Source organism: Xanthomonas sp. MLO165 (assembly GCF_018831305.1).
GTDB lineage: Bacteria > Pseudomonadota > Gammaproteobacteria > Xanthomonadales > Xanthomonadaceae > Xanthomonas > Xanthomonas arboricola.
The window spans coordinates 3,365,254-3,389,251 of sequence record NZ_CP029263.1 but is presented as its reverse complement, the minus strand read 5'-3'; the positions used below and the strand labels follow the sequence as shown (position 1 = coordinate 3,389,251).

General features: G+C 65.2%; 20 protein-coding genes. 14 read left to right on the top strand and 6 right to left on the bottom strand.

Annotated elements, in window-relative coordinates; all coding sequences use genetic code 11:
* Positions 1–145: 145 nt before the first annotated feature.
* Complete coding sequence (locus tag DGN21_RS14335; protein ID WP_054590992.1) at positions 146–2,806, bottom strand: TonB-dependent receptor; 2,661 nt, start codon at positions 2,804–2,806, stop codon at positions 146–148.
* A 717-nt stretch (positions 2,807–3,523) separates the two neighbouring features.
* On the opposite strand from DGN21_RS14335, the gene DGN21_RS14330 reads away from it, so the two are divergent.
* Positions 3,524–4,522 (top strand): glucokinase family protein, encoded by a 999-nt coding sequence (locus tag DGN21_RS14330; protein WP_024940219.1) that lies wholly within the window; start codon positions 3,524–3,526, stop codon positions 4,520–4,522.
* 683 nt (positions 4,523–5,205) lie between these two features.
* On the opposite strand, the gene DGN21_RS14325 is transcribed toward DGN21_RS14330, so the two are convergent.
* Positions 5,206–5,940 (bottom strand): 16S rRNA (uracil(1498)-N(3))-methyltransferase, encoded by a 735-nt coding sequence (locus tag DGN21_RS14325; protein ID WP_126966179.1) that lies wholly within the window; start codon positions 5,938–5,940, stop codon positions 5,206–5,208.
* Positions 5,931–7,349 (bottom strand): adenosylmethionine--8-amino-7-oxononanoate transaminase, encoded by a 1,419-nt coding sequence (gene bioA, locus DGN21_RS14320; RefSeq protein ID WP_126966178.1) that lies wholly within the window; start codon positions 7,347–7,349, stop codon positions 5,931–5,933. Before bioA ends, DGN21_RS14325 begins: the two co-directional genes overlap by 10 nt.
* Before the next feature lie 41 nt (positions 7,350–7,390).
* Between bioA and nudE the strand changes: the two genes are divergently transcribed.
* From nudE to DGN21_RS14270, 10 genes are all read left to right on the top strand, one after another.
* Positions 7,391–7,939 carry an ADP compounds hydrolase NudE gene (gene nudE / locus DGN21_RS14315; RefSeq protein WP_016905001.1) on the top strand — a complete coding sequence of 183 codons (549 nt, stop codon included), beginning with the start codon at positions 7,391–7,393 and terminating at the stop codon, positions 7,937–7,939.
* Positions 7,936–8,736: a 3'(2'),5'-bisphosphate nucleotidase CysQ gene (gene cysQ, locus DGN21_RS14310; RefSeq protein ID WP_102251532.1), complete on the top strand. Its 801-nt coding sequence runs from the start codon at positions 7,936–7,938 to the stop codon at positions 8,734–8,736. The genes nudE and cysQ overlap by 4 nt, the downstream gene beginning before the upstream one ends.
* A gap of 177 nt (positions 8,737–8,913) precedes the next feature.
* The gene (gene mazG, locus DGN21_RS14305) at positions 8,914–9,870 is read left to right on the top strand and encodes a nucleoside triphosphate pyrophosphohydrolase (protein WP_126966177.1); all 957 of its coding nucleotides are present in this window, start codon (positions 8,914–8,916) and stop codon (positions 9,868–9,870) included.
* Positions 9,867–10,202 carry a YnfA family protein gene (locus tag DGN21_RS14300; protein WP_024939264.1) on the top strand — a complete coding sequence of 112 codons (336 nt, stop codon included), beginning with the start codon at positions 9,867–9,869 and terminating at the stop codon, positions 10,200–10,202. Before mazG ends, DGN21_RS14300 begins: the two co-directional genes overlap by 4 nt.
* Positions 10,203–10,416: 214 nt before the next feature.
* Positions 10,417–11,382 carry an SPFH domain-containing protein gene (locus DGN21_RS14295; RefSeq protein WP_024939263.1) on the top strand — a complete coding sequence of 322 codons (966 nt, stop codon included), beginning with the start codon at positions 10,417–10,419 and terminating at the stop codon, positions 11,380–11,382.
* 3 nt (positions 11,383–11,385) lie between these two features.
* On the top strand, positions 11,386–11,820 hold the full coding sequence (locus DGN21_RS14290; RefSeq protein ID WP_039526063.1) for an NfeD family protein: 435 nt from the start codon (positions 11,386–11,388) through the stop codon (positions 11,818–11,820).
* A gap of 162 nt (positions 11,821–11,982) precedes the next feature.
* A complete protein-coding gene (gene gcvT, locus DGN21_RS14285; RefSeq protein ID WP_039526065.1) occupies positions 11,983–13,092 on the top strand; it encodes a glycine cleavage system aminomethyltransferase GcvT in 1,110 nt (369 codons plus the stop codon).
* A gap of 145 nt (positions 13,093–13,237) precedes the next feature.
* Positions 13,238–13,633, top strand: a complete 396-nt coding sequence (gcvH, locus tag DGN21_RS14280) for a glycine cleavage system protein GcvH (protein ID WP_024939260.1) — start codon at positions 13,238–13,240, stop codon at positions 13,631–13,633.
* A 511-nt stretch (positions 13,634–14,144) separates the two neighbouring features.
* Positions 14,145–14,630 carry a hypothetical protein gene (locus DGN21_RS14275; RefSeq protein ID WP_184577738.1) on the top strand — a complete coding sequence of 162 codons (486 nt, stop codon included), beginning with the start codon at positions 14,145–14,147 and terminating at the stop codon, positions 14,628–14,630.
* Between the two features lie 15 nt (positions 14,631–14,645).
* Complete coding sequence (locus tag DGN21_RS14270) at positions 14,646–15,125, top strand: hypothetical protein (protein ID WP_039519650.1); 480 nt, start codon at positions 14,646–14,648, stop codon at positions 15,123–15,125.
* Positions 15,126–15,718: 593 nt separating this feature from the next.
* On the opposite strand, the gene DGN21_RS14265 is transcribed toward DGN21_RS14270, so the two are convergent.
* A complete protein-coding gene (locus DGN21_RS14265; protein WP_215824955.1) occupies positions 15,719–17,062 on the bottom strand; it encodes a serine hydrolase domain-containing protein in 1,344 nt (447 codons plus the stop codon).
* Positions 17,063–17,431: 369 nt separating this feature from the next.
* Between DGN21_RS14265 and DGN21_RS14260 the strand changes: the two genes are divergently transcribed.
* Positions 17,432–18,793 carry an MFS transporter gene (locus tag DGN21_RS14260; RefSeq protein WP_024939257.1) on the top strand — a complete coding sequence of 454 codons (1,362 nt, stop codon included), beginning with the start codon at positions 17,432–17,434 and terminating at the stop codon, positions 18,791–18,793.
* A 418-nt stretch (positions 18,794–19,211) separates the two neighbouring features.
* Entirely contained in the window at positions 19,212–19,565 is a 354-nt protein-coding gene (locus DGN21_RS14255) for a DUF1304 domain-containing protein (protein WP_126966175.1), read from the top strand.
* A gap of 243 nt (positions 19,566–19,808) precedes the next feature.
* Here the strand turns inward: DGN21_RS14255 and DGN21_RS14250 are convergent, their stop codons facing one another.
* Both DGN21_RS14250 and DGN21_RS14245 read right to left on the bottom strand, forming a co-directional pair.
* The gene (locus DGN21_RS14250) at positions 19,809–22,283 is read right to left on the bottom strand and encodes an acyl-CoA dehydrogenase (protein WP_215824954.1); all 2,475 of its coding nucleotides are present in this window, start codon (positions 22,281–22,283) and stop codon (positions 19,809–19,811) included.
* The gene (locus DGN21_RS14245) at positions 22,280–23,203 is read right to left on the bottom strand and encodes an alpha/beta hydrolase (RefSeq protein ID WP_215824953.1); all 924 of its coding nucleotides are present in this window, start codon (positions 23,201–23,203) and stop codon (positions 22,280–22,282) included. Before DGN21_RS14245 ends, DGN21_RS14250 begins: the two co-directional genes overlap by 4 nt.
* Positions 23,204–23,340: 137 nt before the next feature.
* On the opposite strand from DGN21_RS14245, the gene DGN21_RS14240 reads away from it, so the two are divergent.
* Positions 23,341–23,949 (top strand): TetR/AcrR family transcriptional regulator, encoded by a 609-nt coding sequence (locus tag DGN21_RS14240; RefSeq protein WP_016902764.1) that lies wholly within the window; start codon positions 23,341–23,343, stop codon positions 23,947–23,949.
* Positions 23,950–23,998 lie beyond the last annotated feature (49 nt).

Genomic DNA, 23,998 nt, shown 5'->3' with positions numbered 1-23,998 from the left:
AGCGGGCCTGGCCATGCTCCCTCAACCGAGAAGGGGCGTGGCCAGTACCACTCCTTGGTACAACATCGAGCGGTGCACTGCATGCAACACACCGCTCAAAAAAAAGCGCGCCACCGTGGAGGGTCGGTGGCGCGCCGGTGCTACATCAGAACTTGAAGTTCAACTGGGCCTGATAACCGCGGCCGTTCTTGTAGAACGCCGTGGGGGTCGAGCGGGTGTTGCTGAACAGCCGGTAGGTGGAATCCAGCAGGTTGGTCGCGCCGAAGGTGATGCCCATGTAATCGGTGATCTGATACGAGGCGGTCAGATCCAGCTGCTTGTAGCTGTCTGCGAAGTCCTGCGAGGCGAGGCGGCCGATCTGGGTGAAGTACTTGGAACGGAAGCTGTAGTTCACACGCACCATCCAGTCGCCATGCTCCCAGTACGGGATGATGTTGTAGGTATCGCGCGACAGGTACGGCAGGTTCAGACCCGAGCTCGAATCGGATTCGGCAAAGGTGTAGTTGGCCTGCACACCGAAGCCCAGACCCAGCGACTGCTGGTAGTTCACCGACACGCCCTTGACCTTGGCATCGGAGACGTTGATCGGCGAGGTCACCGTGTAGAGACCGGAATTGCCGCTGATCGGATCGGTCAGCTGCTGCTGGCTGGTGGTGTTGACGATGTAGGAGCTGATGTCGCGATAGAACACTTCACCGGACAGCATGCTGGACGGCGCGAAATACCACTCCGCAGCAAGGTCGTAGTTGGTGGACTCGTACGGCTTCAGGTCCGGGTTACCGCCACCGGCGGTCAGGTTGCCGTTCGCACTGTTGATGCTGAACGTGCCGGCCAGATCGCCATAGCGTGGACGTGCGATCACCTTGGCAGCCGAGAAACGCAGCACGGCGTCGTCGGTGATGTCGTAGGCGATGTTGAAGCTCGGCAGCGCCTTGCGGTAGTCGTTGGTCTCGGCCACGCGCGAGTAGTTGGTGCCGCCATCGGCGGTCTGCCAGTACAGCGACTTGTCGGTGGTGTCGACCAGGCGCACGCCGACGTTACCGCGCCACTTGCCGGTCTCGTAATTCAACTGGGTGTAGAAGTTCTGCGTGATCTCCTTCACTTCGAACGAGGAGCCGTAATCGGGACGGTACGGACCCTGCGGCTGCGACAGCAGATAGTTGCGGATCGAGTTCAGGCTGGCGGTCGGCCAGGTGGTCAGGTCGCCACTTGCGCCCAGGCCGTCGTACAGGCCGCTCGGGGTGGTGCCCGGGTTGAACTGGGTCAGCGAGATCGCATCGGTGGTATTGATGCGATTGCCGCGTGCGTCCACGCCGTTGTTGTGGTTGATGTACTTGTAGCCGAACAGCAGTTTGGTGAACGGGCCCAGCTCCAGATCGCGGGCCGCATCCCACTGGAAGTATTTCTCTTCGTCGGTGCTCTTCTGATAGAAGATGCCGCCGGCCTGCATCGCGCTGGAGTCCTGCGAACCGGCGGGCAGGCCGGCCGGCGAACCGGGCAGCGTCCAGTTCGAGGCGCCGCCGTTGTCGTAGTTCACCGCGGTGTTCTGACCATCGAAGGCGTAGTTATAGCCGCCGTCGGTCATCAGGAACTTCATCAGGTACTCGGGGTTCTTGCCGCCGGTGGCCTTGGTGTCGCCGACCTGGGTGGTGAACACCCACTTCTCGCCCGACCAGTCGTGACGCAGGTTCAGGCTCTTGGTGGTGACGGTGCTCTCGCGGTAGTTCGCGTCCAGCTGAGCGTACGGCTGCCCCGCGGCGCCATCGCCGAAGGTCGCCGAGGTGACCACGCCGTTCTGCACATTGGCGCTGGTGACCTTCTGCAGGTCGTTGTTGCACGCCGGGCAGACGTAACGCGATTCGCTGAAGTTGTTGTACTTGCCCTTGATGTACAGGCCGGTCAGGTTGAATTCGTTCTGCTCGTTCGGCTTCCACTGCAACGCGCCCTGCACGCCGCTGCGTTCGCGGGTCTGCTGGAAGAATGCGCTGTTGATGCCGGCCGGTACACGGGCGGTGGCGACATCGCTGCCGTCGCCGGTGATGGTGGCGCTGGCGGGAATGTTGGCGCCGGTGGTGTAGCCGAAGTATTCGATACCGGCGCGTGCCAGGTCCTGCTTGTCATGCGTGGCGGAGATCAACGCGCCGAAGGTCTCGTCGTCGTTCTTCCAGCTCCACAGCGCCGAGCCGCGCGGATTGCCTTCTTCCGAACGGTCGTTGTAGTTGTAGCCGACCGAGCCGCGGATGGTGTTCTTGGGCAGGTCCAGCGGCTTGCGGGTGTGCACGATCACGGTGCCGCCGATCGAGCCTTCGTCGATGCGCGCTTCCGGGGTCTTGTAGACCTCCATCAGGCCGATGATTTCCGGCGACAGCAGGGTGTAGTTGAAGGTACGGCCGCTGGTGTCGGTCGGGTTGCCGCCCCAATCGCCCGAGGCGATGGTCTGGCCATTGAGCAGCACGCGGTTCAAGGCCGGGTCGGTGCCGTTGATGCTGACCTTTTCGCCTTCGCCGAACTGGCGGTCGACGCTGATGCCCGGCAGGTGCGACAGCGATTCGGCGGCATTGATGTCCGGGAACTTGCCGATGTCTTCGGCGCTGATCGCATCGACGATCGAGTTGGCCGAGCGCTTGACTGACTGGCTCTTCTCCAGCGATGCGCGATAACCGGTGACGGTGATGGTATCCAGCTCGGTGGTCGCCGACGGCGTGGCGGCAGGAGCCTGTTGTTCTTGTCCGGCAGCCATTGCAGAGCCGGAGCAGTACAGAGCGGCGGTAATACAGAGTGCTAACGTCGTGGTGCGGCTGTGCATGGCTAAACCTCGTTGGTTAGTGCTGTGAGCGCGCCGCCTCTGGAAGGCGTCACGCGCTCGGCGTGGCCGGCAAAACAACACGCCCTGACCGATCGCGGTGATCCCACTGGCACGCGTCGCAAGAGGCGGGCCCGGGTGATTCGCGTGGTAGAGGAGGTGTCCCCCGTGTGGTGAAGCGGTAGAGCGAATGCGACTTCAGCGAGTCGAACATCGGGTGATGTCCCGCTCACGAATCTGGAATGCACCGGCGAGGGAGTAGCCCGTTCCTGAGTACCGAACAGTCCATGGCCCCTCCTGCCAGAACCCCGATTTGGATCGAGTCTCGCGTAGCGTTGACAGCGTTGTCAACACATCGTCACAGATCTCTGAAGCGGCTGCGATTGCGCTGCAATGCAGCATTTCTCCGCGATGCCATGCACTGCGCCGATACCGTTGCGCAATGCGCCGTCGGCGGCTCACGGTTTTGATCAGCTGTTTCTATGGGGAATGGCGCTTGTGCAAATGGCGGGTGCCGTTTTGTGCTGAAATCGCTGTCGCAAACGTGGAATTTGAGTGAATGATGAAATTGGCGGCATCCTGTTTAAATCGTGATCGCCACGGTTGCGTTACAGGGCGATTACTGACAACGTTGTCTACCCCGTTACCGTTCGTCGGACAATGGGCATGACGCCAGCCCGCGGCCACTTATCAGGAGAATGCGTGAGCGCAAGCAGTCCAATGGAAGCGGTGGCCTTTCCGCGCCCCGACACCTTCGTTGCCGCAGACGTGGGGGGGACGCATGTGCGTCTGGCGCTGGTGTGCGAAAGCCCCGATCCACGCCAACCGGTCACGGTGCTGGACTACCGCAAGTACCGGTGTGCCGACTACCCGGGCCTGGCCGAGATCATGGCCGCGTTCTTTGCGGAGCTGGGCTGCGCGCCGGTGCAGCGTGGTGTCATCGCCAGTGCCGGGTATGCGCTGGAAGACGGCAGCGTGATCACCGCCAACTTGCCGTGGGTGCTGGCGCCCGAGCAGATCCGCCGCCAGCTCGGCATGCAGGCATTGCATCTGGTCAACGATTTCGAAGCGGTGGCGCATGCGGCCAATTACATGGTCGGCAATCAGGTCCTGCAGTTGTCCGGCCCGCCGCAGGGTGCGCCGGGTCCGGCGCTGATCCTGGGCCCTGGCACCGGCCTGGGCGCGGCGTTGTGGATTCCAAACGGCGCCACCCCGGTGGTGTTGCCGACCGAGGCCGGCCACGCCGCGCTTGCTGCCGCCAGCGATCTGGAAGTGGCCTTGCTGCAGGAGCTACGCCGCACCCGCACGCATGTGGCCACCGAGCACCTGCTCTCCGGCCCGGGCCTGTTGAATCTGTACACCGCACTGGCCGCGCTGCGTGGCGTGCCGGCGCTGCATGCCAGCCCGGCCGATGTCACTGCCGCCGCACTGGCTGGCGAGGACACGCTGGCGCGCGATGCGCTACAGGCGTTCTGCGGCTTCATGGGCAGCGTGGTCGGCGACATGATGCTGCTCTATGGCGTGCGCAGCGGTGTCTATCTGGCGGGTGGATTCCTGCCGCAGATCGCCGCATTCGTGGCCGCAAGCGATTTCGTCGCACGTCTGCTCGACAAGGGCGCATTGCGTCCGGCGCTGGAGCAGGTGCCGGTCAGCATCGTCGAGCACGGCCAGCTCGGTGTGATCGGCGCGGCCAGCTGGTTCCTGCAGCACGGCCGCTGAGCGCCCGCGCATCGCCAGGTGCAGCAGTCTGGCTGCACCAAACCGATCAACTCCACATCCCGTAGGAGCGCACCCGGGCGCGACAAGGCATTCTCGATAACGCCAGGTCGCGCCCAGGTGCGCTCCTACGAGCCAGCCCGGCTGTTGGGCCGGGACGCAGTGGATGGAGCCATCGACATGCAGCGGACAACGCAACGCCGGGCAACTCCACATCCCGTAGGAGCGCACCCGGGCGCGACAAGGCATTCCCGATAACGCCAGGTCGCGCCCAGGTGCGCTCCTACGAGTCGGCGCGGGTTTAGGGCCGGGACGCAGTGGACGGAGCCATCGACATGCAGCGGACGACGCAACGCCGGGCAACTCCACATCCCCCGTAGGAGCGCACCCGGGCGCGACGAGGCATTCCCGATAACGCCCGGTCGCGCCCAGGTGCGCTCCTACGAGTCGGCGCGGGTTTAGGGCCGGGATGCAGTGGACGGAGCCATCGACATGCAGCGGACGACGCAACGCCGATCAACTCCACATCCCCCGTAGGAGCGCACCCGGGCGCGACAAGGCATTCTCGATAACGCCAGGTCGCGCCCAGGTGCGCTCCTACGAGTCGGCGCGGGTTTAGGGCCGGGACGCAGTGGACGGAGCCATCGACATGCAGCGCCCAGGTGCGCTCCTACGATGTCGTGGCGCTATAGGTCACCGAACCGCGACTGCAGCGCCGCGATTGCCGCCAGGCCCGCGGTTTCGGTACGCAGAATGCGTGGCCCCAGTTGCAGGCCGCTGAAACCGGCCTCGGCGAGGGTGGCGCGATCACGCGGCGACCAGCCGCCTTCCGGGCCGATCGCCACGATCACATGCGGTTGCGCGTCCAGCACCAGGCTACCCAGGCGATGCGCGCCGTGCGGGTCCAGCGTCAGCCGTAACGCCTGCGGGTCGCTGGCCCGCGCCGCATCCTGCAGGCCGTGCGGCGCAGCGACCGTGGGAATGCGCGCACGCCCGGACTGCTCGCAGGCCGACACCACCACGCTGCGCCAATGCGCCAGGCGTTTTTCCATGCGCGCCGCATCCAGCTTGACCTCGGTGCGCTCGGCGTTGACCGGCACGACCGCCGTTACCCCCAGCTCGGTGGCCTTCTGCAGGATCAGATCCATCTTCTCGCCGCGCGCGATGCCCTGGATCAGGGTGATCGACAACGGCGACTCGTTGTGCAGCGGCTCGGCACGTTCCACCAGTGCGCGCGCCTCGCGTTTGCCGGCCAGGGTGATGCGCGCGTGGTAGTCGCTGCCGTCGCCGTTGAACAGCACGCAGGCATCGCCCTCGCGCAGTCGCAGCACACGCAGCAGGTGATTGGCCGACTCTTCCGGCAGCGTCACCTCCTGGTCGCAGTGCAGCGGCAGTGCGACATGGGAGCGGGTCAGGCGCATGCAACGGCCTCCTCGATGGCGTGGCGGGTGGTCGCAGCCAGCAGCGCAAGTTGCGCGTCGTCCACGCAATACGGCGGCATCCAGTACAGCACGTCGCCGAGCGGGCGCAGCACCACGCCCTTGTCGAGTGCGGCGCGATAGGCCTTCAGGCCCACCCGCGCCGCAGACGGAAACGGCGTGCGCTTGTCGCCGCCCTGCGTGAGTTCGAACGCCACAATCATGCCGGCCTGGCGCACGTCGGCCACCGCGGGGTGTTCGCCGATCTGCGCAGCCAGCGTGGTCATGTGCGCGGCGGTGCGCTGGTTGCGCGCAATCACATCGTCGTCTGCAAAGATCTGCAGGGTTGCCAGCGCGGCGGCGCATGCCAGCGGATTGCCGGTGTAGCTATGCGAATGCAGGAACGCACGTTCGCGCGAGTCGTCCAGGAACGCCGCGTACAACTGCTGCGTGGCCAGCACTGCCGACAGCGGCAGAAATCCGCCGGTCAGCCCCTTGGACAGGCACAACAGGTCGGGCATGATCCCGGCCTGTTCGCAGGCGAACAGGCTGCCGGTGCGACCGAAGCCGGTGGCGATCTCGTCGGCGATCAGGAACGCGCCATACGCGTCGCACAGTTCGCGTGCGCGGCGCAGATAGGCCGGGTGATACATGCGCATGCCGCCTGCGCACTGCACGCGCGGCTCCAGGATCAGCGCGCAGATTTCGTCGGGCGAGTGTTCGAACACCGCCTGCAGCGCATCGGCCGCCTGCAATGCGTAGTCTTCCGCGCTCTGTCCGGGCTCGGCCAGGTAGGCATCGGGCGAGGGCGCAAAGATCGACTCCAGCAGCAACGGCGCATACACGCGCCGATACAGCGGGATGTCGCCGACCGACAACGCGCCGATGGTCTCGCCGTGGTAGCCGTTTTCCAGCGCGACGAAACGCGTGCGGCGGTGCTCGCCGCGGTTATGGAAATAGTGGAAGGCCATCTTCAAGGCCACTTCCACGCCGGCCGAGCCATTGTCGGCATAGAACACCTTGGACAACGGCGCGCGGCCGGACTGGCGCGGCGCGATCGCCAACAGGCGCTCGGCCAGCTGCACGGCGGGCGCATGGGTGAAGCCGGCCAGCATCACCTGCTCCAGTTCGCCAGCCTGGCGCGCGATGGCCGCGCCGATGCGCGGTTCGCTATGGCCGAACAGGTTGGTCCACCAACTGCTGACCGCGTCCAGGTAGTGGCGACCGTCGTGGCCGATCAGCCACGCACCGTCGCCACGCGCGATCGGTACCAGCGGAAGTGTGTGCGGGTGCTCGCGCATCTGCGTGCAGGGGTGCCACAGCACGGCAAGATCGCGTTGCCGCCAATGTTCGTCAGCTTGGGAGGCTGCCGGGTCTGCTAGGATTTCGGGCTCATGAACATGTCGATGCATACGCCTATTCTATCGGTCGGCCCCGCCGCTGCGTGCGACGCATGAGCCCGCGCCTGCCGACCATCCACAAGATCACCGATCTGGGTGACGGGCCGTTCCGTCGCCAGCAGCTGGATCTGGAATTTTCCAACGGCGAGCGTCGCCTTTACGAGCGCCAGCTCAGCCAGGGCCACGGCGCGGTGGTGGTGGTGCCGATGCTCGACGCGCAGACCGTGCTGCTGGTGCGCGAGTACGCCGCCGGCGTGCATCGTTACGAGCTGGGCCTGGTCAAGGGCCGCATCGATGCCGGCGAGACGCCGGAGCAGGCCGCCGACCGCGAGCTCAAGGAAGAAGCCGGTTACGGCGCGCGCCAGGTGCAGGTGCTGCGTGCGATGACGCTCGCTCCTACTTATATGAGTCACCAATCCTGGTTGGTGCTGGCACGCGACCTCTATCCCGAGCGCCTGGTGGGCGACGAGCCGGAAGAGATGGAGGTGGTGCCCTGGCCGATCGCCCGTCTGGACGAATTGATGCTGCGCGAAGATTTTTCCGAAGGCCGCTCGCTGGCCGCCTTGTTCATTGCGCGCGAGTGGCTGGAGCGCAACCCATGATCCGCATTCCGATGGAACTGCGCGAAACCGTGATCGCCATCGCTCGCGAGGCGGGAGCGGCGATCATGGATGTCTATGCGCAGGATTTCGCGGTGGAGCTTAAGGACGACGCCAGCCCGCTGACCCAGGCCGACCTTGCCGCCAACCGTGTCATCGTCGAAGGCTTGCGCCGGGTCACCCCGGACGTGCCGGTGCTGTCGGAAGAATCCGCGCACGTGGCCTGGGAAGACCGCCAGTTCTGGACCAGCTACTGGCTGGTTGACCCGCTCGACGGTACCCGCGAGTTCGTCAAGCGCAACGGCGAGTTCAGCGTCAACATCGCACTGATCCATATGGGCGCACCGGTGCTCGGCGTGGTGCAGGCGCCGGTTGATGGCAGGGTCTGGTACGCCGCACGGGGCGAGAACGCTTACCGCCGCGATGGCGACCGCGACGAGATGCTGCACACGCGCACGCCGGCGGCCACGCCGCTGCGGGTCGCCGCCAGTCGCTCGCATCGCGATGCGCGCACTGCTGCCGCGCTGGAGCGCATGGGCGAGATCGATGTGGTCGCGCAAGGCTCGTCGTTGAAGTTCTGCCGCATCGCCGAAGGCGACCTGGACGTGTATCCGCGCTTCGGCCCCACCTCCGAGTGGGACACCGCAGCCGGCCAGTGCGTGCTGCACGCCGCAGGCGGCGTGCTGCTGGCCGGCGGCACCGGCAAACCGTTCCGTTACAACCGCCGCGACACCTTGCTCAATGGCGATTTCATCGCGCTGGGCGATCCCAATCTGCCGTGGCGCAGCTGGCTGGTGTGAGCACGGCCGACCGCCGCTTGCGCACTCGCCGATTGGATCCGGCAGTTGCGCGCACTCCCGATGCAGTCATGTCCAATGCGGTCCCTGCCCATCGCCTGCCGCCAGGTGACGCGGCACGTGCCTGCGGCATCGCCCGGGCACGCCACTCCACTGCACCACACCTGCCAGGAACACACCATGTCTCAGTCCCCGCCGACCGGCGACCTCCAGCGCCTGCTGCAGCTGATGGCGCGCCTGCGCGATCGTGAGCACGGCTGTCCGTGGGATGTGGAGCAGACCTTCGCCAGCATCGCGCCGTACACCATCGAAGAAGCCTACGAAGTTGCCGACGCCATCGATCGCAACGACCTGCCGGCTCTGCGCGACGAGCTGGGCGACCTTCTCCTGCAAGTGGTCTTCCATGCGCAGATGGCCGCCGAGCAGGGCGCGTTCGGATTCGCCGACGTGGTCGCCACGCTCAGCGACAAGCTGGTGCGTCGCCACCCGCACGTGTTTGCCGAGCAACGTGCCGACGATGCGCAGGCGGTAAGCGCCAACTGGGAGCAGATCAAGCGCGACGAACGTCGCGCGGCCGGCCATCAGGACGACTCCGCACTTGCCGGCATCGCACGCGGCCTGCCGGAATGGCAGCGCTCCACCAAGCTGCAGGCGCGTGCGGCGCGGGTCGGCTTCGATTGGCCCGGCCCGGCCCCGGTGCTGGAAAAGCTGCAGGAAGAAATCGAGGAACTGCGCGTGGAGTTCGCGCGTGGCCCGGTCGCCGACAACCAGGCGCGGCTGGAAGACGAGCTCGGTGATGTGTTGTTCGTTTGCGCCAACCTGGCGCGTCATGCCAGGGTCGACGTGGGTGCGGCGCTGCGCCATGCCAATCTCAAGTTCGAGCGCCGCTTTCGCGCGATGGAAGCGCAGGCGCAGGCGGACGGCACCTCTCTGGCCGCGCTGTCGCTGCAGCAGCAGGAGGCGCTGTGGCAACAGGTCAAGCGCGGCGAACGCGGCGGTGATCCGTCCGCTCTCGGTCAGGCTGCCGCGACGCCTGTCACTGACGCGCCCGCGGCCGGTGATCAGGTGCGCGACACTGCGGAGCTGCAGCAGGCCGACGTTGGCAAGCAAGGCGTCGACAAGCCCGGCCGCGCATGACTGCTGCACCGACCACGCTGTTGCTGTTCGCGGCCACCGCCGTTGCCGAACTGGTCGGTTGCTACCTGCCGTATCTGTGGCTGCGCAAGGGCGGCAGCATCTGGTTGTTGCTGCCGACGGCGCTGAGCCTGGCCGTCTTCGTCTGGTTGTTGAGCCTGCATCCCGATGCCAGCGGCCGCGTGTATGCCGCCTATGGCGGGGTCTATATCGCCAGTGCGCTGCTGTGGCTGTGGTGGGTGGACGGGGTGACGCCGACGCGTTGGGATCTGCTGGGCGCGGCCTGCTGCCTGCTCGGCATGGCGATCATCATGTTCTCGCCGCGCGGCGCCTGAGCGCGCCTTCGCAGCACCGTCTGCACTTTACAAAGCGCGGTCGCCTGCGCGTTGCGGCGTGCTGCGCAACGCCGACACGCTGCCCGAGGTGGTCAGCCACAGCGCCGCATGCAGGGTCGCGGCCGCCGTTGCCGAGGTAGGGCGCGCAATGGGGACAGGTGGCGCTAGGGCATACTCAAGCCAAGGATCGACTCGTCATCGCAAGGGGCTGCTCATGTTTCCGACTTCTTTCTTGGCCATCGCCGTTCTGGTCGCTGGCGTCATCGTGCTGTTCAAGACCGTGCGCATGGTGCCGCAGGGCTTTCAGTGGACGGTGGAGCGCTTCGGCCGCTACACCCACACCATGAGTCCGGGTCTGCACTTTCTGGTGCCGGTGGTCTACGGCGTGGGGCGCAAGATCAACATGATGGAGCAGGTGCTCGACGTCCCCAGCCAGGACGTCATCACCAAGGACAACGCGGTGGTGCGGGTGGATGGCGTGGTGTTCTTCCAGGTGCTCGATGCCGCCAAGGCCGCCTATGAGGTCTCCAACCTGGAGATCGCTTCGATCGCGCTGGTGCAGACCAACATCCGTACCGTGATCGGCTCGATGGATCTGGACGAATCGCTGAGCCAGCGCGAGACCATCAATGCGCAGCTGCTCAGCGTGGTCGACCAGGCCACCAATCCCTGGGGCATCAAGGTCACCCGCATCGAGATCCGCGACATCCAGCCGCCGCGCGACCTGATCGACTCGATGGCGCGGCAGATGAAGGCCGAGCGCGAGAAGCGCGCGCAGATCCTCGAAGCCGAGGGCTCGCGCCAGTCGGAAATCCTGCGCGCCGAAGGCGAGAAGCAGGCCGCCGTGCTCGAAGCCGAAGGCCGCAAGGAAGCCGCGTTCCGCGATGCCGAGGCGCGCGAGCGTCTGGCCGAGGCCGAAGCCAAGGCCACCCAGATGGTCTCCGATGCGATCGCCAACGGCAGCGTGCAGGCGATCAATTACTTCGTCGCACAGAAGTATGTGGAGGCGTTCAAGGCGCTGGCCACCGCGCCCAACCAGAAGTTCGTGCTGATGCCGATGGAATCCAGCGGCGTCATCGGCTCGATCGCCGGCATTGCCGAGCTGGCCAAGGAAGCGCTGAACAAACCCGACGCGAGCCATGTGCGCGTGCCGCCGATGCCGCCGCGCGTGGGAGGCTGAGCCATGCGTTGGGACGTGGTGGCCTGGGCGGTGCTGGCGTTGCTGTTGATTGCTGCCGAGACGCTGGTGCCCGGCGCGTTCCTGCTGTGGATGGGCATTGCCGCCGCAGCGGTGTGCGTGCTGGTGCTCGCGTTGCCGGGCATGTCGCTGCTGCTGCAGATCGTCGCCTTCGTGCTGCTGAGTTTCGTCTCGGTGCAGGTGTATCGCAGCTGGTTTCGCGGCAAGGGCCGGCAGAGTGATCGGCCTCTGCTCAACCGACGTGCCGAGCAGTTGATCGGTCGCTGCGTGGTGCTCGACCAGGCGATCCACGAGGGACGCGGCCGTGCCAAGGTCGACGATGCGTTCTGGGTGGTCAGCGGCCCGGACCTTCCGGCCGGCACGCCGGTGCGTATCGTCGGTGTCGATGGCATGACCTTGCAGGTGCAGGCGGCCGGTTGATCGGGCAGGGCACGCGTCGTGCCCATGCAGCGAGGCTGCAGCGCGGCGCGATAGGGCGCGGCCAGGTCCAGGTGTCGGCGGCGCGTTGCCGCATCGCCTGCGCCGTTTCCCCAGGCACGGCCAGGCGGCGATAATGGTGCTCTTTCCCTTGGACCGGTGCGCATGACCCAGAAGACCATCCTCAACGACACCCATCGTGCGCTCGGCGCCAAGATGGTCGACTTCGGCGGTTGGGACATGCCGATCCATTACGGCTCGCAGCTGGACGAGCACCACCAGGTGCGTCGCGACGCCGGCATGTTCGATGTCAGCCACATGACCGTGGTCGACCTGCACGGTCCGCGCGTGCGCGAGTTCTTGCGCTATCTGCTGGCCAACTCGGTGGACAAGCTCAAGGTCTCCGGCAAGGCGCTGTACACCTGCATGCTCAACCCGCAGGGCGGGGTGATCGATGATCTGATCGTCTACTTCCTGCGCGAGGACTTCTTCCGCCTGGTGGTCAACGCCGCCACCCGCGAAAAGGACCTGCAGTGGATCGGCGAACAGGCCGCAGCCTTCCAGGTGCGCGTGGAAGAGCGCGGCGACTTTGCGATGATCGCCGTGCAAGGGCCCAACGCGCGCGCCAAGGTGATCGAACTGGTGGATCCGGCCGATACCGTAGCGGCGAGCAAGCTCGGCCGTTTCGCTGCGCTGCAGACGCGTTCGCGCGATGGCGTGGAACTGTTCCTTGCGCGCACCGGCTACACCGGCGAAGACGGTTTCGAAATCGTGTTGCCGCAGGAGGCAGCAGTGGCGTTCTGGAACGCGCTGCTCGCGCAGGGCGTCAAGCCGGCCGGTCTGGGCGCACGCGACACCTTGCGTCTGGAAGCCGGCATGAATCTCTACGGTCAGGACATGGACGACACGGTCAGTCCGTACGAGGCCGCGCTGGCCTGGACGATCGCCCTGGACGACGGCCGCGACTTCATCGGTCGCGCCGTGCTCGAGTCGCAAAAGGCGCAGGGCGCACCGCGTCAGCTGATCGGTGTGGTGATGGACGAGAAGGGCGTGCTGCGGCATGGCCAGACCGTGCTTAGCGCCAGCGGCGAAGGCGAGATCCTGTCCGGCACCTTCTCGCCCACGCTCGGCAAGGCGATCGCGTTCGCGCGCGTGCCGGCCGGCAGCATCGACGCGCTGCGCGTGGACATCCGTGGCAAGCAGGTGCCGTTGCGCGCGGTGAAGTTTCCGTTCGTGCGCGACGGCCAGGCGCAGCCCGGCGTCCTTGGCGAATGAGTCAGACCTCTGCCGGGCGTGCAAACGTCCGGCAGCGTGCGACATCCATCGCCACCCACCGGCCGACACGCGCGTGCACCTGTGTTGTCGTGCGGTCTAAACTAGCCACCTGTCCCCAACCCATCAGTTTCCCCGGAGCACACCCATGAGCGAGATCCCTGGCGACCTCAAGTTCCTCAAATCCCACGAGTGGGCCCGCGTCGAAAGCAGCGGCCGCGTGACCGTCGGCATCTCCGACCACGCGCAGGGCTTGCTGGGCGACTTGGTCTACGTCGAACTGCCCGGCGTCGGCGACACCGTGCAGGTCGGTACCGGCGCGGCGGTGGTGGAGTCGGTCAAGGCCGCCTCCGACGTCTACAGCCCGGTCAGCGGCACCGTCGTCGAGGTCAACAGCGCACTCAGCGACAAGCCGGAAACCATCAATGAAGACGCCTACGGCGAAGGCTGGATCTTCGTGGTCGAACTCGACGACAAGGAAGAGCTCAACGACCTGCTGTCGCCGGACGACTACGCCGAGCTGCTGGAAGACGACGCGCACTGACCGCGCCTCGCCCGTCGCACACCCGGATGGCCGCTCGTTGGAGCGGCCATTTTTTTGTCTGCGTGGCGATGGCCGCGCGCCGATCCCGCCTGCCGATGGCGTACGTCCTGCCGCGCTGCGCGCGTCCGGCTGGTGCCGGCTGTCGCTCGCAGTCGAAGCCTGCGCCGATGTTCGACGACCGTGCACTCGCCAGCGGCATGCGCGCGCGACATCGTCGACTGCGTTGCGACCGTCGTGGTGTCGGATTTCCGACGTGAGCCGGTCGTGAGGAGATGGCGTGCAGCCGGTGAAAAATATTTGCAGCGTCGCCTGCATCCAACCTTGGACACGGTGCGCAACGGATGCCGTTGGCAGTGCACGCGGATACACGCATGGGTCGAAAAACGCGCAATAAGTTTGCGCATTTTTGCTTGTGCGAGGCCTTGGGCAAGCTTGGTCGATAAAAAATTTTCAGCTGGCGGACAGGCGGCGCGTACCGCGGCAAGCGGGCGTGCGCTGTTGTGTCGCTGCAGTGGACAACAGCGTGCGCGTCTGCATCGCTAAAAAAAAAACAGCACAAAAGAAGTGCTTTTTTGAAAACGTCGTTGCGCCGCTGCATGCCAAGGGCAGCGACGCGCGCCATCGCACGGCGTCTTTGGACCCGCTCGACGGGACGCATCGCGACGAGGCGTTGAAAAAAAAATGCAAAAGAGTGTTGACAGTAAAAAAAAGCGTGATTAGGTTTCGCCCAGCAGACGTTGCTGCGAAAGAGAGTGAGCAGAATCGACATCAAGCCGACACGCTTGTTCCCGATGTCCACCGAAGCGCTATCCACGGTGGAGTTGGGTCCGCTTCTCTCCAGAAAGCAGCAGTCGCTCCGATCACGCACCCGCGTCGCTGTTCGATGCGGGTGTTTCTGTATCCGTCCCGTCGCGCATCACCTGCGGACGGTTCCCGACGACGGCATGCCGTTGCGGGGTTTGCTTCAACTGGGCGTTTCACCTCCATAGTTCACTGACGAGGAGCCAATTACATGGCCACTGCAAAAGCTGCGAAAAAGAAACCCACTGCCAAGAAGGCAGTGAAGAAGACTGCCGCCAAGAAGGCAGTCAAGAAGGTCGCCAAAAAGGCAACCGCCAAGAAGGCAGTGAAGAAGACTGCTGCGAAGAAGGCCGTCAAGAAGACTGCAAAGAAGGCAACCGCCAAGAAGGCAGTGAAGAAGACTGCAAAGAAGGCAACCAAGAAGACTGCCGCCAAGAAGGCAGTGAAGAAGACTGCAAAGAAGGCGACCAAGAAGACCGCCGCCAAGAAGGCCGTCAAGAAGACCGCCAAGAAAGCGGTAAAGAAGACCGCCAAGAAGGCAGTTGCCAAGAAGGCGACCAAGAAGTCCGCCACCAAGAAGACTGCCGCCAAGAAGCCTGCTGTGAAGAAGGTCGCCAAAAAGAAGCCGGCCGTTCGCAAGAAGAAGGCCGCTCCGGTCGCGCTGCCCGCAACCCCGGCGCCGCTGATCTGATCCGCACTACCCGATCGCCGTAAACATCGAGCTCTCTCCCCGACGCCCAGCGGGGAGGGAGCTTTTTTATTGGCGGATCCAGCGCATCCGTGATGGGGGAGTCCCGGTCGCACGCAGGCAGCCGAAGCTATCGCCGCCGGATGCGTTGCGCTGTGCGTGACGGGATGTCAGGCCGGGACGTTGTAGCTATCGCCGCACTATCGCCGCTTGCCACCCGCCACCCGCTTTCTCCGGTCCAACGCTAGCAGTGGGCTGGGCCGCTGCGCCGCCCGCCCAACTGACCATCGTCTGTCCCGATCGGTCGTGCCGCCATCGATTGGCGTAGCGGTGCGGTGTGTTGGTCGTGCCAAGCGGGAGTAGATGCATTGGGCCGCATCGTGGGCAGCCACGCTCTCGCTTTTCAGTCAGGTCTGGCGCGCTTACTCGACAAGGTGACTCAGACCTGCGCCTGCCATGACCGTCATCGCATGGCATGGCATGGAGCGATGCCTGGCTCCCGGCCACCGATGTCGACACGCCCGACTCGATCCTGCAGGCCGGAAACGACACAGGCGGCCGAAGCCGCCTGTGTGCGAGGTCGCCGCAACGCCAACTCAGCGCGGCGATGCCACCGACTTGCCCGACGAGGCGCCCTTGCCGGCAGGATCGGGGCGCTCGGCCAGCATGTTCTCGCTGCCGAAGTCGCCATCCACATCGATATCCAGCCAACGCTTGGCGGGCAGACCCAGCGCCCGATCCAGAATGGTGGGCAGCATGCCGGAGGGCAGGCCGCTCTCGCCGTTCCACATGATCGCGATGCCGAGATCACGTTCGGGCAGCAGCGCGACCAGGCCGCGATAGCCTTGCACTGCGCCGGCATGGAAGACGACCTGATGGCCGGCGTAGTCGAACACGCGCCAGCCCAGCGCGTAGCTGGCAGCGTCAACACGCTCGTGGCGCCAACCCGAGCGCATCTCCCCTGGCGTGGAGATCAGCGGCGCGTGCAGCGTCGCCAGCAGCGGCGCAGGCAGCACGTCGGTGCGGTGGCCGGTGTGCGCGAGCAGCCACTGCGCCATGTCGCTGGCGCTGGCATTGACGCCGGCAGCGGGGGCCAGACGGTAGTAGGTCGGCTTGGGCGTCAACGACACCCAGCCATTGCGGCTGCGCACATGCGGGCGCGCCCAGCGCGGGCTGGCCTGGATACCGGCCAGACCCATGCTCGCATCGTTCATGCCCAGCGGCTTGAAGATGCGGCGCTCCACCGACTGCTCGTAGAAGCTGCCGGACGCAGCGAACACCACATCGCCGACCAGGCTGAAGGCCACGTTCTGGTACGCATAGCAATCGCCGGGCGCGCAGCGCAACGGTGCGGCGGCAAGCTTGTGGCTGAGCGAGTAATAGTCGACGTTGGATTCGATATCGTTGTCGTAGGCATTGCGGGTCAGCCCGACGCGGTGGCTCAGCACCTCGGCGACGGTGAGCTGCCGGGTGGCGACGTCATTGCTGAGCTGGAACCCGGGCACGTAGTCCACTACCTTGCTGTCCCAACGCAGCACGCCGTCGTTGACCAGCAACCCGGCCATGGTGCCGGCGAAGGCCTTGGACAGCGATGCCAGACGGAACACGGTATGCGCGTCGACCGGCTGCGGGTGATTGACGTCGGTGACACCATAGCCGCGCACGCTCAGCACCTTGCCGCCCTGCACGATCGCCATCGCCATGCCGGGCAGGCGATTGCCGTAGGTCAACTGGTTGGCCATCGATTCGAACGCGGCCACATCGAACCCGGCCGCCGGGGCCAGCACCTGGCTGGCCGGAAGCGATGCACGGTATTGCAGCGGGGCGGTGGGTGACTGCACGACGGTGGCCGGCTGCAGCGCAGAAGCAGCCGGCGCGGGTGTCTGCGCGGTAGAAGAGAGGGCCAGAGGCAGTAACGCCCCGAGCAGCCCGATGGCCAACGGTCGGAACCGTCGGCGCCTGCGCATTTGAGTCATGGTTGTCCCGCCTGTTCCACTGCCTCCGACGATTCTAGCGCCGCGCTTTGCAATAGCACAAACTGCCGGAAGATGAATGGGCATCGTGTTGATCCTATTGATGATTTTAGGTTCATAAATCGAACTGCCAGGACCCTCTGCAACTCAATCGGGAGCCTGTGCGGAGACAGCTGCAAGCGGCGTGCCGTCTCCGCAGGCAATCGATTTAGTCGGTGCCGCCCGCTGCTGCTGGTGATGCAGCGCGGCATCGGCTAACTTGCGCGCTTGTTTCGCGGGTGTTGCCGCTGCCATGTCCTTGCTGTCGCGCTCGTCGATGCGAGCGAGCCTTACCCGATGACCAGCCTGTCTTCGCCGCGCTCTGCGGCTGGCCGTCTGAGCGTGGCATTGCGCAGCTCGCCGCCGCTGGCGTGGTCGTTCCTGTATTTCTTCTGCCTGCTCAGCGGCTACTACGTGCTGCGCCCGGTGCGCGAGGCGATGAGCGCGTCGGCGGATGTGGAAGCGATTTTCCCCACCGGCATGATCGCCTTCTTTGCCACGCATGGCATACCGCTCAAGGACTTCACCCTGCAGGTGCTGTTTACCTGCACCTTCCTGATCATGGTGTTGCTGCAGCCTGTCTACGGCGCGCTGGTCAGTCGCTACCCGCGCCGGGTGTTCCTGCCGGCGGTGTATGGCTTCTTCATCGCAACCCTGTTGCTGTTCTACGTATTGTTCGACAGCGGCGTACCCGGGCGCGGCCTGGCGTTCTTCCTGTGGGTGACCGTCTTCAACCTGTTTGCGGTGGCGGTGTTCTGGAGCTTCATGGCCGACGTCTTCAGCAATGCCGAAGCGCGCAGCTACTACGGTTACATCGGTGCGGCCGGCACGCTGGGCGCGTTTCTCGGGCCGATCCTCACCCGCACGCTGGTCGAGCGCATCGGCATCGCGCATCTGATGTTGGTCTCGGCCGGGTTTCTGACCGTGTGCGTGGTCTGCGTGCTGCGTCTGCGCCTGTGGGCGGTTGCGCGCGAGCAGGAGCGACAGCTGGGCTCCGGCGAGGTGCCGATGGGCGGCGATGTGCTGGGCGGGCTCAAGCTGATCGTGCGCGAGCCGTTGCTACGCTGGCTGGCTTTCATGGTGCTGTTCGGCGTGGGCGTCGGCACCTTGCTCTACAACGAGCAGGCAGCGCTGGTACGCCGGCTCTACACGGACGCAGCGGCGGCCACCGCCTATTACGCCAGCATCGACCTGGCGATCAACGCGCTTACCCTGGTGTTGCAGCTGCTGGTGACGCGCGCGCTGCTGTCGCGTTTCGGCATCGCACCGGCGCTGCTGATTCCGGGCGTGGCGATCACGCTGGGCTATGCCGTGCTGACGGCCTCGCCGCTGCCGATGATGCTTGCGATCGTGCAGGTGATCACCCGCTCCAGCGAGTTCGCACTGGCCAAGCCGGCGCGCGAGACCTTGTACACGCGGGTGGATCGGGAATGGCGTTACAAGGCCGGCGCTGCGATCGACACCGTGATCTACCGCGGTGGCGATCTCACCTTCGTCTGGGTGCACAAGCTGGTGTCGGCATTCGGCTCCAGCGCGGTGTTCGGCGTCGGTCTGCTGGTGGCATCGGGCATGACCCTTGGCGCGTTCGGCCTGCTGCGCGAGGCGCGCAAACTGCCCGCAGAGCGCGATGCGGAGACTGGCAATCAGGTCTCCGACTAGGAGCGGTCAACAAATGGCCTGGTTGCAGGGCCCTTGCCCGCCCACCCTCGCGGGACACGCCGCAAGTACGTCCTTGTAGGCTCTTACGCGACATCCATGCCGCGTGAGGTCCCGCGAGGGTGAGCGGGCAAGCACCGGTCGAGATGGTCGGTGTGCACCGGCAAGCAGGGCATGACATGTATTAGCGATGCCGCTGTTTGGACTAGCCGCTTTTGCCTTTGGGAGAGCGTGGCGAGCAGATAGATCAGGCCATTGCAGGACACGCCGCCGATGTCCGCAATCGCGACGCTCCGATCATGTATGCAGGTCCTGCACATCCCCCGTCTCTTGCCGGCGCGCCGGGTTCCGTCGCCTGTTCCGAGCAGCAGGGCCGCAATCGCAGCTATGCTGGTCGCCACATCCATCACGCCGATCCGCCATGTCCCTGTTTGCCATCATTGCCGGCCTGTGCGTCGCTCTGCTGCACGTTTACATCCTGGTCTTGGAGATGGCGTTGTGGACGCGGCCGCTGGGCCTGAAGACCTTCCGCAATACTCCCGAGAAGGCGCAAGCCACGCGCGTGCTCGCGGCCAATCAGGGCTTGTACAACGGCTTCCTGGCAGCGGGCCTGTTCTGGGGCGCGTTGCAGGCACGCGCGGATGTGCTGAGCTTCTTTCTGGGCTGTGTCGTCGTGGCAGGCTGCTATGGTGCCTACAGCGTCAACCGCCGCATTTTTTTCGTGCAGGCCTTGCCCGCGCTGATTGCCCTGGCGTTGCTGTTGTTGCCGCGCTGAGGCCGTGTGCTCGCTTCCTGTAGGAGCGGGCCTGCCCGCGATGGGGCGTTACCGGTAGAGCTTCATCGCGGGCAAGCCCGCTCCTACCAGGTGTCTACAGGGATTGCAGTTGCTGGGAACTGATCGAAGACGCTGGCGGCAGGCAGCGCAGTTGCGAATGCTCGGCCTCCACCACAGCCAGTCTCCACAAACGACGACGGCGGGCCGAAGCCCGCCGTCGTCTGCCGTCACTTGGCCTGCGCCTTATGCCGCTTCGCGCGGCTGCTGGGCTTGCGGCTTGTCGTAGTAGCTGGCCGCACGCAGTTCGTGCGGGTCGAAATCGTCCACGGTGATGGTGTCCATCATCATCTCGCGCAACTCTTCCAGCTGCCTGCGCTCGTCGCCGGTGATCACGCCTTCGGCCACGGCTTCGTCCAGCTGCGCGGTGAAATCCAGCGCCTCGATGCGCTTGGTCTTGAGCGCCTTGAGGAACTTGCGCTCCACCGGCTCGGCCAGCACGGCCTTGGCCAGATAGCTGGCGATACGTCCGCCCGGATTGTTGGCGCAGGGGGTCAGAAACACGCCCTGGCCCAGACGGTCACGCGCTTCGTTCGGTGTCATCAGGATCGATGCCACGCGGTGTCCCAGCCGGTCGCCCGGTGCTTCGGCACGACGGCCCAGCGGGAAGATCAGCACCCACATCAGCCAGCCCACCGGACGGATCGGGAAGTTGCGCAGCGCCGCAGACAGCGCGGTTTCGATCTTGTGCACGCTGTCATGGAACGCCCAGGCCAGCAGCGGCTGATCGGTCGCCGGCGCGCCTTCGTCGTGATAGCGCTTGAGCATCGCGCTGGTCAGGTAGATGTGGCTCAGCACGTCGCCCAGACGTCCGGACAGCGATTCCTTGAACTTGAGCTTGCCGCCGAGCATCAGCATCGACACGTCGGCCATCAGCGCCAGGTTGGCGGAATAACGATCCAGCTTGCGGAAGAAGCGCCGCGTGTACGCATCGCCCGGCGCTGCCCCGATGCGCGCACCGGTCAGCCCGAACCAGAACGAACGCACCGCATTGGAGATGCCGAAGCGGATATGCCCGAACAGACTCTGGTCGAACTCTTCCAGGCCACGACGCGTGTCCGGATCCTGCGCCGCCTGCATTTCCTTCATCACCCACGGATGGCACAGGATTGCGCCCTGCCCGAAGATCAGCAGGCTGCGGGTCATGATGTTGGCGCCTTCCACGGTCACGCCGATCGGCGCCGCCTGCCAGGCACGGCCGGCAAAGTTGCGCGGCCCCAGGATGATGCCCTTGCCACCGATCACATCCATCATGTCGCTGACCACTTCGCGGCCCATGGTGGTGCAGTGATACTTGGCGATCGCCGACGGCACCGATGGCACATCGCCACGGTCCACCGCCGCAGCGGTGGCCTGCGACAGCGCGCTGATGGCATAGGCCTTGCCGCCGATCCGCGCGAGCGCTTCTTCGACGCCCTCGAAGCGTCCGACCGACAGGCCGAACTGCTTGCGAATACGCGCATACGCGCCGGTGACCACGGCGGCATACTTGCTGCCACCGCTGGCCGTGGAGGGCAGGGTGATGGAACGGCCCACCGCCAGGCACTCGTTGAGCATGTTCCAGCCCTTACCGACCATCTCCACGCCGCCGATCAGCTGGCTCAGCGGGATGAACACTTCCTCGCCGTGGATCGGGCCATTCTGGAACGGCGAATTGAGCGGGAAATGGCGACGGCCGATTTCCACGCCGGGGGTCTCGCGCGGCAACAGGGCCAGGGTGATGCCGATGTCCTTCTTGTCGCCGATCAGGCCATCCGGATCGTAGGCGCGGAATGCCAGGCCGATCAGCGAGGCCACCGGCGCCAGGGTGATGTAGCGCTTGTCGAAGGTCAGCTTGACGCCGAGCACGTTGGCGCCATTCCACTCGCCCTTGCAGACGATGCCGTAGTCGGGGATCGAGGTCGCATCGGAACCGGCGAACGGACCGGTCAGGCCGAAACACGGCACTTCTGCGCCGACCGCCAGGCGCGGCAGATAGTAATCCTTCTGTTCCGGCGTGCCGTAATGCAGCAGCAGCTCGCCCGGCCCGAGCGAGTTGGGCACGCCGACAGTGGAGCTGACCACGCTGGAGATCGAGGACAGCTTCTGGATCACCTTGTGATGCGCAAGCGCACTGAAGCCAAGCCCGCCGTACTGCTTGGGAATGATCATGCCGAAGAACTTGTTCTTCTTGATGTATTCCCACAGCTCCGGCGGCAGGTCGGCGTGGACGTGGGTGATCTCCCAGTCGTTGACCATCCTGCACAGCTCTTCGACCGGGCCATCCAGGAAGGCCTGCTCTTCGGCGCTCAGTTGCGGCTTGGGATAGTTGAGCAGCTTCTGCCAATCCGGGTCGCCGGTGAACAGTTCGCCTTCAAAGCCCACCGAGCCCGTTTCCAGCGCGATGCGCTCGGTCTGCGACAGCGGCGGCAGCACCTTGCGGAAGAAGCCCATCAGCGGCGTGGTCAGCAGCGGCTTGCGCAGGAACGGCAACAGCACTGGCGCGGAAACCAGCACCACCAGCACGGCAGCGACGATGGTTGCGGTGAGATTGGCACCCAGCAACCAGCAGGCCACCAGCACACAGGCGCTCAGCGCGACCCAGGTGGCAAGGCGCATGCGGTGATAGGCAGCGATGCCCGCCGCCAGGATGACGAGGAGGAACGGTGCAACGATGCTCATGGTCTTGCTCCAGTGACATGCTCGGTAATGTTGGACGCTGCGATGGTGCCAACCGGGGGCAGTGCGTCCAGATAATGCAACACGGTTGCGGTAAACGTGGTGTTGTCGTCGCCGGCCAGCATGTGCGTGGCATCGGGCAGATGCACGTGCTGCGCATGCGGCGCGATCGACAGGAATTCCTTGATGGTGTCCGGCGTGACCAGGTCGCTGCGACCGCCGCTGATCAGCAACATCGGGCAACGCGCCCGCGCGGCGGCGTCCAGCAAGGTCTGTTGTTGTGCGTGCGGATCCTGTCCCGCCAGTTCATCGACCAGCCGCGGATCCCAGTGCCAGTGCCAGCGCCCGTCTGCGCGCTGCCTCAGCAAGGCCTGCAATTGCTCGGCCGTCTTGCGTGGGCGCTGTGGCAAATAGGCGGCAATCACATCTGCGGCGGCATCCAGCGATGCAAAGCCATCTGGATGTGCGGTCATGAAACGCAGGATGCGCTCCACGCCCGCGGTGTCCCAGCGCGGCGTGATGTCGACCAGCACGATCGCGCGAAACAGACCTGGCCAGCGCGCCTCGGCAAGCAGGCCGAACAAGCCGCCCATCGATGCGGCAACCAGCACCGGTGGCTCGGCCTGCTCGCCTGCCAGCACGATCAGGTCATCGGTGAACTGCGTGGCCGAGTAGGGCAGGTCTGCGTCGTTGAAACCGGAATCGCCATGGCCGCGCGCATCGTAGGCCAGCGCCCGGTAGCCAGCTTCGGCCAGTTGGACCGCAGTGCTTTCCCACGCGTGCCGGGTTTGTCCAAAGCCATGTGCCAGCAGCACCGTCGGCGTGTGGTCCGCGCCCCGCACCGACACCGCAAGCGACGTCTCGCCAGCGTCGATGCGCGAGGTAGACGCACTATGGGCGAGGCTAGGAGAAGAGGTGACCATACCTCATGGTATGGATCTGCCTATGCGGCTGTCAATACTCCTTCGTATGGACGGTTAAGCCATTGAATCGTGGCAGTTGTATGTCCTTTTTGTGATGCATACTGCAACTGACTCAAGCGTATGGTTAAATCGCGGCAATGAATGACATCACCGACCCAAGCCTCACCACGCCCCGCGCCACCTCCGGTCGCGGCAACCGCCTCAGCGCGGACGATTGGGCGCAGGCCGCACTGGACCTGATCGCCGAACAAGGGGTGGGCGCCGTCGCGGTGGAGCCACTGGCACGCCGTCTCGGGGTGACCAAGGGCAGCTTCTACTGGCATTTTCCCTCGCGCGATGCCTTGCTGCAGGCAGCCCTGGAACGCTGGGAAATCTTCGAACAGAAGGAAGTATTCGGCAGCCTGGAAGACGTCCCGGACCCCAGCGCACGCCTGCGCGCGCTGTTTCAACTGGTCGCGCACGAAGTCAAGCCGCACGTCATCTACAGCGAACTGCTCAAGGCACTCGATCACCCGGCCGTGCGCCCGGTCATCGACCGCGTCTCGCAGCGCCGTCTCGACTACCTGATCGCCTCGTTCCGCCAGGCCGGCCTGAGCCGCACCGATGCCCAACACCGCGCCCGCCTGGCCTACGCCGCCTACGTCGGTTTCCTGCAGCTCTCGCTGCAACTGCAGCAGCCCAAGCAAGCCCGCGAGGACTTCGAGGCCTATGTCGAGCATGTGATCCAGACCTTGATTCCGGGGTGACCAGCACGCGATGGATGCCGCGTCCGGTTCCCGGTTTTAAAACTCCAGA

Excerpts from the sequence above, each read along its gene's own strand:
- DGN21_RS14260 (WP_024939257.1), top strand. The coding sequence starts at position 17,432 with ATGACCAGCCTGTCTTCGCCGCGCTCTGCGGCTGGCCGTCTGAGCGTG.
- DGN21_RS14240 (WP_016902764.1), top strand. The coding sequence starts at position 23,341 with ATGAATGACATCACCGACCCAAGCCTCACCACGCCCCGCGCCACCTCC.
- DGN21_RS14330 (WP_024940219.1), top strand. The coding sequence starts at position 3,524 with ATGGAAGCGGTGGCCTTTCCGCGCCCCGACACCTTCGTTGCCGCAGAC.
- DGN21_RS14255 (WP_126966175.1), top strand. The coding sequence starts at position 19,212 with ATGTCCCTGTTTGCCATCATTGCCGGCCTGTGCGTCGCTCTGCTGCAC.
- DGN21_RS14325 (WP_126966179.1), bottom strand. The coding sequence starts at position 5,940 with ATGCGCCTGACCCGCTCCCATGTCGCACTGCCGCTGCACTGCGACCAG.
- DGN21_RS14270 (WP_039519650.1), top strand. The coding sequence starts at position 14,646 with ATGGCCACTGCAAAAGCTGCGAAAAAGAAACCCACTGCCAAGAAGGCA.
- gcvT (WP_039526065.1), top strand. The coding sequence starts at position 11,983 with ATGACCCAGAAGACCATCCTCAACGACACCCATCGTGCGCTCGGCGCC.
- DGN21_RS14250 (WP_215824954.1), bottom strand. The coding sequence starts at position 22,283 with ATGAGCATCGTTGCACCGTTCCTCCTCGTCATCCTGGCGGCGGGCATC.
- cysQ (WP_102251532.1), top strand. The coding sequence starts at position 7,936 with ATGATCCGCATTCCGATGGAACTGCGCGAAACCGTGATCGCCATCGCT.
- gcvH (WP_024939260.1), top strand. The coding sequence starts at position 13,238 with ATGAGCGAGATCCCTGGCGACCTCAAGTTCCTCAAATCCCACGAGTGG.
- bioA (WP_126966178.1), bottom strand. The coding sequence starts at position 7,349 with ATGCATCGACATGTTCATGAGCCCGAAATCCTAGCAGACCCGGCAGCC.
- DGN21_RS14295 (WP_024939263.1), top strand. The coding sequence starts at position 10,417 with ATGTTTCCGACTTCTTTCTTGGCCATCGCCGTTCTGGTCGCTGGCGTC.
- nudE (WP_016905001.1), top strand. The coding sequence starts at position 7,391 with ATGAGCCCGCGCCTGCCGACCATCCACAAGATCACCGATCTGGGTGAC.
- DGN21_RS14245 (WP_215824953.1), bottom strand. The coding sequence starts at position 23,203 with ATGGTCACCTCTTCTCCTAGCCTCGCCCATAGTGCGTCTACCTCGCGC.
- DGN21_RS14335 (WP_054590992.1), bottom strand. The coding sequence starts at position 2,806 with ATGCACAGCCGCACCACGACGTTAGCACTCTGTATTACCGCCGCTCTG.
- DGN21_RS14300 (WP_024939264.1), top strand. The coding sequence starts at position 9,867 with ATGACTGCTGCACCGACCACGCTGTTGCTGTTCGCGGCCACCGCCGTT.
- mazG (WP_126966177.1), top strand. The coding sequence starts at position 8,914 with ATGTCTCAGTCCCCGCCGACCGGCGACCTCCAGCGCCTGCTGCAGCTG.
- DGN21_RS14290 (WP_039526063.1), top strand. The coding sequence starts at position 11,386 with ATGCGTTGGGACGTGGTGGCCTGGGCGGTGCTGGCGTTGCTGTTGATT.